The sequence below is a fragment of the Sphingomonas sp. genome (assembly GCF_019242355.1).
Lineage (GTDB): Bacteria > Pseudomonadota > Alphaproteobacteria > Sphingomonadales > Sphingomonadaceae > Sphingomicrobium.
In genome coordinates, this window is record NZ_JAFAVR010000057.1 from 1 (window position 1) to 7,350 (window position 7,350).

Annotated in this window: 6 protein-coding genes, 1 tRNA gene and 1 pseudogene; 3 read left to right on the forward strand and 5 right to left on the reverse strand. The window is 67.0% G+C overall.

Going from position 1 to position 7,350, the window contains the following annotated elements; all coding sequences use genetic code 11:
• Window position 1: 1 nt before the first annotated feature.
• From JOZ79_RS02420 to JOZ79_RS02430, 3 genes are all read left to right on the forward strand, one after another.
• A complete protein-coding gene (locus JOZ79_RS02420; protein WP_294070075.1) occupies window positions 2-358 on the forward strand; it encodes an acyl-CoA thioesterase in 357 nt (118 codons plus the stop codon).
• A gap of 9 nt (window positions 359-367) precedes the next feature.
• Complete coding sequence (gene maiA / locus JOZ79_RS02425; protein WP_294070078.1) at window positions 368-1,012, forward strand: maleylacetoacetate isomerase; 645 nt, start codon at window positions 368-370, stop codon at window positions 1,010-1,012.
• A 74-nt stretch (window positions 1,013-1,086) separates the two neighbouring features.
• Window positions 1,087-1,860 (forward strand): class II aldolase/adducin family protein, encoded by a 774-nt coding sequence (locus tag JOZ79_RS02430; protein WP_294070088.1) that lies wholly within the window; start codon window positions 1,087-1,089, stop codon window positions 1,858-1,860.
• Window positions 1,861-1,933: 73 nt separating this feature from the next.
• On the opposite strand, the gene JOZ79_RS02435 is transcribed toward JOZ79_RS02430, so the two are convergent.
• The 5 genes and pseudogenes from JOZ79_RS02435 to JOZ79_RS02455 all read right to left on the reverse strand — a co-directional run.
• Window positions 1,934-4,273 (reverse strand): EAL domain-containing protein, encoded by a 2,340-nt coding sequence (locus JOZ79_RS02435; RefSeq protein WP_294070080.1) that lies wholly within the window; start codon window positions 4,271-4,273, stop codon window positions 1,934-1,936.
• A gap of 4 nt (window positions 4,274-4,277) precedes the next feature.
• Complete coding sequence (locus JOZ79_RS02440; protein WP_294070083.1) at window positions 4,278-4,904, reverse strand: methylamine utilization protein; 627 nt, start codon at window positions 4,902-4,904, stop codon at window positions 4,278-4,280.
• A 48-nt stretch (window positions 4,905-4,952) separates the two neighbouring features.
• Window positions 4,953-6,239 carry a hypothetical protein gene (locus JOZ79_RS02445; RefSeq protein WP_294070085.1) on the reverse strand — a complete coding sequence of 429 codons (1,287 nt, stop codon included), beginning with the start codon at window positions 6,237-6,239 and terminating at the stop codon, window positions 4,953-4,955.
• 121 nt (window positions 6,240-6,360) lie between these two features.
• Window positions 6,361-6,437, reverse strand: a tRNA-Pro gene (locus JOZ79_RS02450).
• 87 nt (window positions 6,438-6,524) lie between these two features.
• Window positions 6,525-7,350 (reverse strand): annotated as a pseudogene (locus JOZ79_RS02455) (pyridine nucleotide-disulfide oxidoreductase); the annotation flags it as partial.

The window sequence follows — 7,350 nt, forward strand, 5'->3', positions numbered from 1 at the left end:
CATCGACGAGCTCGGACACGTCAACAATGCCGTCTGGATTCAGTTGGTTCAGAAGATCGCGGTCGCGCATTGGCAGTCGGTCGCCGACCCTGAACACAAGGCTGCTTATTACTGGGTCGTGGTCCGGCACCAGATCGACTATCTGCGCGCCGCTCGGGAGGGCGACCGGGTCGTGGCGCGCACCTGGGTCGGGGATGCGCCGCAGGGGGCGCGGTTCGACCGGTTCGTCGAATTCACTGGCGAAGACGGCAAGTCCCGTGTTCGTTGCCGGACGCAATGGGCGATTATCGACAAGGCGACGGCCCGCCCGATCCGGGTTCCGCCGGAAGTGATAGCGCCGTTCCTGGCACAGGTGTAAAAAGACAGCGTGCCGAAGCCGATCCTCTATGATTACTGGCGCTCGTCCGCGGCCTATCGAGTGCGCATCGCGCTCAAGCTGAAGAACGTCGAGTACGAAAGCCGGCCAGTCGACCTGCGCGGGGACGAGCAGAATTCGGCGGATTACCGCGCGCTCAACCCGCAAGGGCTGCTGCCGATGCTGGTCATCGACGGCAACCGGCTGACGCAGAGCCTGGCGATCATCAACTATCTCGACATCCGCTATCCGGTGCCGCCCTTGATCCCAAGCGCCGCAGCGGAACGCGCCCATGTCGTCGCCATGGCCATGGAGATCGTGAGCGATATCCACCCGCTGCAGAACCTGCGCGTGAACCGCTACCTGGAGGAACGGCTCGGGGTCAGCCAAGAGGACCGCCTCGCCTGGGACGCGCACTGGATCCGCGAGGGGCTAAGCGCGCTCGAGGCGATGGCGAAGCCGCGTTCCGGCAAGTTCCTGTTCGGCGATGGGCCGACCGGCGCCGATGTCTGCCTCGTCCCGCAGCTCTACAATGCGCGTCGGTTCAACGTGCCGCTCGACGATTATCCGACGCTGCTGCGCGCCGAGGCCAATGCCAACGCGCTGGAGGGATTTGCGGCGGCGCATCCGGATCGGCAACGAGTCCCGTCAGAATAGCCCTTGATGGATGCCCAGGAGGAGAAGCGGCAATGAACCGTGTCGACGGCATGAACCGCGGCATCACGGATGTCATGCCGATGAGCTCGGTCGAGGTCCCCTCGCTGCAGGGCCAGGTCAGCGACGAAGAATGGGCCATTCGCGTCGATCTCGCCTGCGCCTACCGCATGGTCGCGCATTATGGCTGGGACGACCTCATCTTCACGCATTTGTCGGCGCGGGTGCCGGGGCCGGAGAACCACTTCCTTCTCAACCCCTTCAACCTGATGTTTGAGGAGGTGACCGCATCCGCGCTGGTCAAGGTAGACGTCGACGGCAATCCTGTCGGCCCGACCCCGTTCGTCACCAATCCGGCGGGGTTCGTGATCCATTCCGCCATCCACATGGCGCGGGACGATGCGCATGCGGTCATGCACCTGCACACGCCGTGCGGGCAGGCCGTGTCGGCGCATGCCGAGGGCCTGCTTCCCTTGTCGCAGACGGCCATGGTCATCCGCAACGAGGTCGCTTTTCACGACTATGAAGGCGTGGCCGTCGATCTTGAGGAACGGGAGCGGCTGGTAGCCGACCTCGGCGCAAAGAACGCGATGCTGCTGCGCAACCACGGCACGCTCGCCGTTGGCGAAAGCGTCGGCGAATGCTTCATCCGCCTTTATACGCTGGAGCGCGCCTGCGAGGTGCAGATCCTGGCGTTGTCAGCGGGCGATGACATCAATCTGCCGCCGCAGGGAGCGCCGGAGATTGCTGCCCAGCAGGGCGCGGCGACGCTACCGGTGGCGAGCAAGTTCCTCGCCTGGCCGGCGCTCAAGCGGAAGGCATACCGCCTCGACCCCGCGTTCGCGACCTGACGCGCGTCGCGAACCTGCCCCGCGGCCGGCAGCAGAGCGGACCGTTCTTCCTTGTCGCACCGCAAAGCGCCGGTCAGGCGACGCTCTGCATCGCGAGCTTGTCGTCGTGGAACAGCTGCTGGACATCGGCCAGCGACATTGGTTCGGCGAACAGATAGCCCTGGACCGAGGAGCAGCCGTGGGAGCGCAGTTCCAGCAGCTGGGCGGTCTCCTCGACCCCTTCCGCCGTCGTCTCGATGCCGAGGGCCTGGGCCAATTCAGTGATCGCGCCGACGATCGCGCTGGCGCCTTCGCGCGTCAGGAGGTTGTGGATGAAGCTGCGGTCGATCTTCAACTTGTCGAACGGGAAGCTCAGCAGGTAGCTTAGCGAGGAATAGCCGGTTCCGAAGTCGTCAAGCGCGATCCGGACGCCAAGGCCGCGCAGCGAATGGAGCAGCTTCAAGGTCGCGTCGCCACCTTCAAGGAAGATCGACTCGGTGATCTCGAGCTCCAGCCGCTGTGGCGCAAGGCCACTGTCGGCGAGCGCCCGGAAGATGGTTTCCTGAAGCCCGGCGCGGTGAAACTGCACCGGCGAGACGTTGACCGCGATCCGGACATGATCGGGCCAGCGGACCGCCTGGGCGCATGCCTCGCGGATGACCCAGCTGCCGATCGCATTGATGAGGCCGGTGTCCTCGGCGACGGGAACGAACTCGGCCGGTGAGACCATGCCGCGTTCGGGATGGCGCCAGCGGATCAGCGCCTCGAACGAGCAGATGCGGTTCTGCTCGAGGTCGAACAGCGGCTGGTAGAACAGCTCGAACTCGTCGCGCTCGAGCGCGGTCCTGAGGTCGGCCTCGATCTGGCGGCGCTGCTGGGCGCGCTGGTTGAGGCTCTCCTCGAAGAAGGCGAAGGCGCCGCGCCCTCCCTCCTTCGCTCGGTAAAGCGCGAGATCCGCGCTTCGCAGCAGAGTCTCGGCATCGGCGCCGTCCCCGGGGGCGATGGCGATGCCGATGCTGGTTGACGGCGCGATCTCGTGGCCGTCGATATTGAGCGGCTGGCGCACGCTGCGCAGGATCTCGGCAGCGAGCAGGTCGATCGCGTTGCGATCGCCGCCGAGCACCTGGAGGACGACGAACTCGTCGCCGCCGAGCCTGGCAACGAAATGCCCCTTGGCGGCATCCATCAGGCGCTGCGCGGCTTCGACCAGAAGCGCGTCGCCAGCCGGATGCCCAAGAGTGTCGTTGATCACCTTGAACTGGTCGAGGTCGAGGCAGTGGAGGGCGAAATGGCTGCCGCTGCCGCTCGACACGCGCAGCAGGTGCTCGAGCTGCTGCTGGAACATCGTGCGGTTGGGCAGCCCCGTCAGGACGTCGTTGAACGCAAGCTGAGTAATCCGCTGCTCGCGCTCCGCGATCTTGCCGGCCATGTCGTTGAAGCTGTCGGCCAATCGCGCCAGCTCGTCCGAGCCGCGCACCCGGACCTGGACGTGCTCGCCAGCGGCAAGCCGACCGGCCGCCTCGTCGAGCCGGGCGAGCGGCCTCGTAATTCGCCCGGCGGCGCGCCAGGTGGCAAGAGCGGCGGCCAGCAGGCCCAGCAGCGTCATGACGGCAAGCGCGAACTGCAGCTTGTGGGCGTCCGCCAGGGCCTCGGACCGCGGATAGGCGAGCAGGAGGATCGCTCCGCCATCGCCGGAAAAGGTCGGCAGCCGCTTTGCAAGGGCGATCGACCGCCCTCGCCCAAGAGTCATTTCGAATGTCGCGCCGGTGCCGACATGCTGCTGCGCAAGCGCAGCGGACTGCCCGTCGAGCACCGACATGCTGCCCGATGCTTCCGACCAGCGTCCATTGTCCTGCGCAATCACCGCGGCGTGGAGGGGGATCGCGGACAGGCGCTCAAGCGATCGCATCTCGTGGCGGTCGAGGTCGGCCGCGAACACGACCCAACCGATCAGCGTCGGTGCCATGACCGGCGCGGCGACCAGCTGGCGCGGGCGGCCGGCAAGCACGGCGACGCCGGTCAGGCGGCCATCGTCGAGTGGGTCCCAGAGACCGGCCGTCTCCGACGCCGGAATGGACGAATCGATGCTCACGGCCTTGCCGTCCGCGCTGACGATGAAGGCAGTCCGGACTCGAAGCCGGCTTGCGGCGTTGCGCAGCGCGGATTGCATCGTCGCCTGGTCGCGCGTGGCGACGGCCGCGCGGAAGCCGAAGTCGCGGGCGAGGAGCTGGGCGGCGTTCTGAAGCTCATGCGCGCGCTGCGCCCAGAGGCGGTCGTAAACGGCGCCGCTCGATTGCAGCTGGTCCGCGACCTGGCGTGACGCCGACCCGGCGATGAAGGTCGACAGCGCGGCCGACACTGCGAGCATCGCTCCCGCGAACAGAAGCGCGAACTGGACGGTAAGGCGCGCGCTGAGGGAGCGGAACGAACGCATCCGATCAATAATCCGGCATGGTCATCGGCGTCGGCGGCGGGCGCAGGCGCACGGTCACGTTCACCAAGTGCTGCGTCGCCGTGACGTTGCCCTGCAGCATCCCGCTCGGCGCGCGGAGATAGGGCTGCCAGATCGTCACCCGGCCAGCGCCGGGAACGTCCCCGAGCGCCGCGATGCCCTGGCCATTGGTGCGAGCCGTCCAGGCGCTGTCGGTGACGACGATGAACGCGGTCATCTGGTCGTGGATGTTGCAGCCGAGCGCGACGACTCCGGCCTTGTCGAAGCGAACGGTGCGGGATTGGTCCTTCGCGAACAGCTTCAGCTCGAACTTCTTCGCCGGCGAGAAGGAGTAGACGTGGTGCTTGGTCGGGTCGAAGTTCGGAAAGGAAACGTCAGCCCCCAGCGGCACGATCGACAGGAACGGCTGGAACTGGAGGTTGCGCTGGGCGACCACATAACGACCGCCGCGCTGCGCCGGCCGGGCCATGGCGGCATCGGCCGGATAGTAAGTGACGACGGCGTTCTGAACGGGCTTTCCGGCAGAATCGACGACTCGCACCGAAAGCGGTGCGCCATGCGCCGCCGCCGACAGGCTCACGCCCGCCGCGAATGTCAGGATTCCACGCACCATTTCGGAGAATTAAGCGCGCAAGGGTAAACGCCTACGCCACTAAGGTGGTTACCAGCGCATTCGCATTTCCGCCTGAAGCTGAGTCTGCGACTGCCGCGGCGCGATGCCGAGCTCTTCGCGCTCCTCTCGCCGGCTGGAGACATGCAGCAGCTCCACCAGTCCGGTGAACTGGCGCCAGTCATGCTTGCCGGCGATCATCTCGGACGTGCCGCGCTCGTCATAGGCTTTGGTCGCAAGGCTGCCGCTGTTGCGGGTGTCGAAGGCCTCGACCCGGGCCGCGAGGCCGATCGGGCCGAACGGCCGGGTTGCGAGCAGATACGCGGAGCGAAAGCGCCCATCGACCCAGCGCCGCGAGCCTTCGACATAGCCCATCCGGGTGGTGCCGCTCAGCGCCTGCCCCTTGAGCTGGAGGCCGCCCCCGAGGTCGGCTGCCGCTGCGACCTGGTCGAAGCGGGTGCGCCAGCCCCACTCGCTGTCTCCGTTCACGTCTTCGGGATCGGCGCGATTGTCGTAGCGGAAGAGCTCGATCCGGACCGGCACCGGCGGCTGCCAGGCGAGCTTGACATAATAGCCGAGCCGGTCGGCGAAGCCGGCGTGAAGGTCGATCAGCGGATGGGTGAAGCGCGGCTGATAGTCCGCGAGCTCGCCTTCGAGCGGCGGCAGCGGCTGGCGGTGAAACGCGAGCGTGACCCGGTCGTGAAGCGCCCAGCCGCGAAAGGTCAGCAAGGTTCCCGACGTCTCGTTCGCGGCCATTGCTGCGGCAGTGACGCGAAGCGTGTGCCGCCCGAGGCTGATCGCGGCCGTGCCCTCGGCGGCGACCGGTCGCACCTCCTCCCCGACCCAGCTGTTGATGGCGGAGGGCGTGATGGAATCGCGGACGTGCCAGTCGGCGCCTTCATGCTCCAGCGAGATGGCCGGCCACATCAGGCCCGCGCGTGCCGAGAGCGCGACCGTGCTCCCGCGCATCGGCTTATAGGTCAAAAATGCCTGGCCGAGCCCAGCCTCGGTGCGCTGGCCGCCCTGGACAACGCCGGTGACCGTCGCGCCAAGCGAGAACGTCAGTCGTGGCTGCCAGGCGACGGTGAGGTTGCCGAGCTGCGGTTGCGCCCGAAGTGAGCCGTCGCTTCCCGATCGGAGCTTGCCGAAACCTCCGTCAACCCAGCTCCGCTCGCCGTCGACCGCAACCAGGCGCATGTCGGCGCTCAACTGGAAGGTGTCGGGAGACAACAGGCCCGATTGCGGGTCGGCGAGCGCCGGCGACGCGCACGAGAACGCGGCGGCGCAGGCCGAGGCGGCCGCGCTGCGGCGAAGCAGGCGTTTGGCGACGAGGGCCATGCCGCCGAATTAAGCGAAGAGGGTTAAGATACCGCTGAGCATGCCGGTTTGGCATCCCCGCTGCTCTGGACGCTCGGATCGACTTGCTACCGACCATCCACCGGACGGTCGGGCAAGTCGATGGTCGGGGAGAGAGGATTCGAACCTCCGGCCCCTGCCTCCCGAAGACAGTGCTCTACCAGGCTGAGCTACTCCCCGACCGGAACCCGCGGTTGCGACAGGGTCGCGGCGGGAGCCAAGGCCGCGGCTGAATAGAAGGCCCTTTCCGGGAACGCAAGCGACGCGTCAGCGGCCAAGCTGACCGAGCCAGTGGTCGTGGCGGACGAACTTTTCGCGAGGCGATCCGGCGCGGGCCTGGGCGACCTCCGCCTGCTCGATCTTGCGCCAGTCGTCGTAGTCGGTCGCCATTATGTCGCGGCCGGCGAGAAGTTTCTTCAGCCCCTCGACACCGGCCCGTCCGGCGGAGCTTTCGGGCGGCATCGCGGCGGCGATCTGATCGGCGACTTCGTAGCCATCGGGACGGTTGGTGCCGATCGTGCCGCTCGGACCGCGACGGGCCCAGCCGACGGCGTAGAGGCCATCGGCGATGCGGCCGTGATCGTTGATGAACTTGCCGGATTCGAATGGCACGCCGGGGATCGGGGCCGTCGAATAGCCGATGGCGGTGATCACGAGGGACGCGGGAACGACATAGGTTTCGCCCGTCCCTTTCGCCGCTCCGCTGTCATCCAGCCGGGTGCGTTCGACGACAATGCGCTCTGCCCTGCCGTCGCCTTCGATGCGAACGGGCCTGGCGAAGAAGTCGAATACGATGCGCTTCGGCTTTTCGACGTCGAGGTCGGCGAAGCCGCGCAACAGGCCTACGGATTTACGAAGGCCCGGTTCGAGCGCCTCGTCGGCTTGGTTGGGCGGGAAGTCCCCCGCTTGGACAATGGGAGCAGCGGCTTCGAGATGACCGAGCTCGCCCAGCTCCTTCGGGGTCATTGCGATCTGGTGCGGGCCGCGGCGGCCGAGGATAGTGACGATGCGGATGGCGGACCGGTCGAGCGCATCGAGGGCATGGCCGACAATATCCGAGCCCTCGAACTCGCCTCGGGTCTTCGACAAAATG

Bases quoted from the DNA above. Each gene is read 5' to 3' on its own strand.
- JOZ79_RS02430 (WP_294070088.1), top strand. From the start codon at position 1,087: ATGCCGATGAGCTCGGTCGAGGTCCCCTCGCTGCAGGGCCAGGTCAGC.
- JOZ79_RS02435 (WP_294070080.1), bottom strand. From the start codon at position 4,273: ATGCGTTCGTTCCGCTCCCTCAGCGCGCGCCTTACCGTCCAGTTCGCG.
- JOZ79_RS02440 (WP_294070083.1), bottom strand. From the start codon at position 4,904: ATGGTGCGTGGAATCCTGACATTCGCGGCGGGCGTGAGCCTGTCGGCG.
- JOZ79_RS02445 (WP_294070085.1), bottom strand. From the start codon at position 6,239: ATGGCCCTCGTCGCCAAACGCCTGCTTCGCCGCAGCGCGGCCGCCTCG.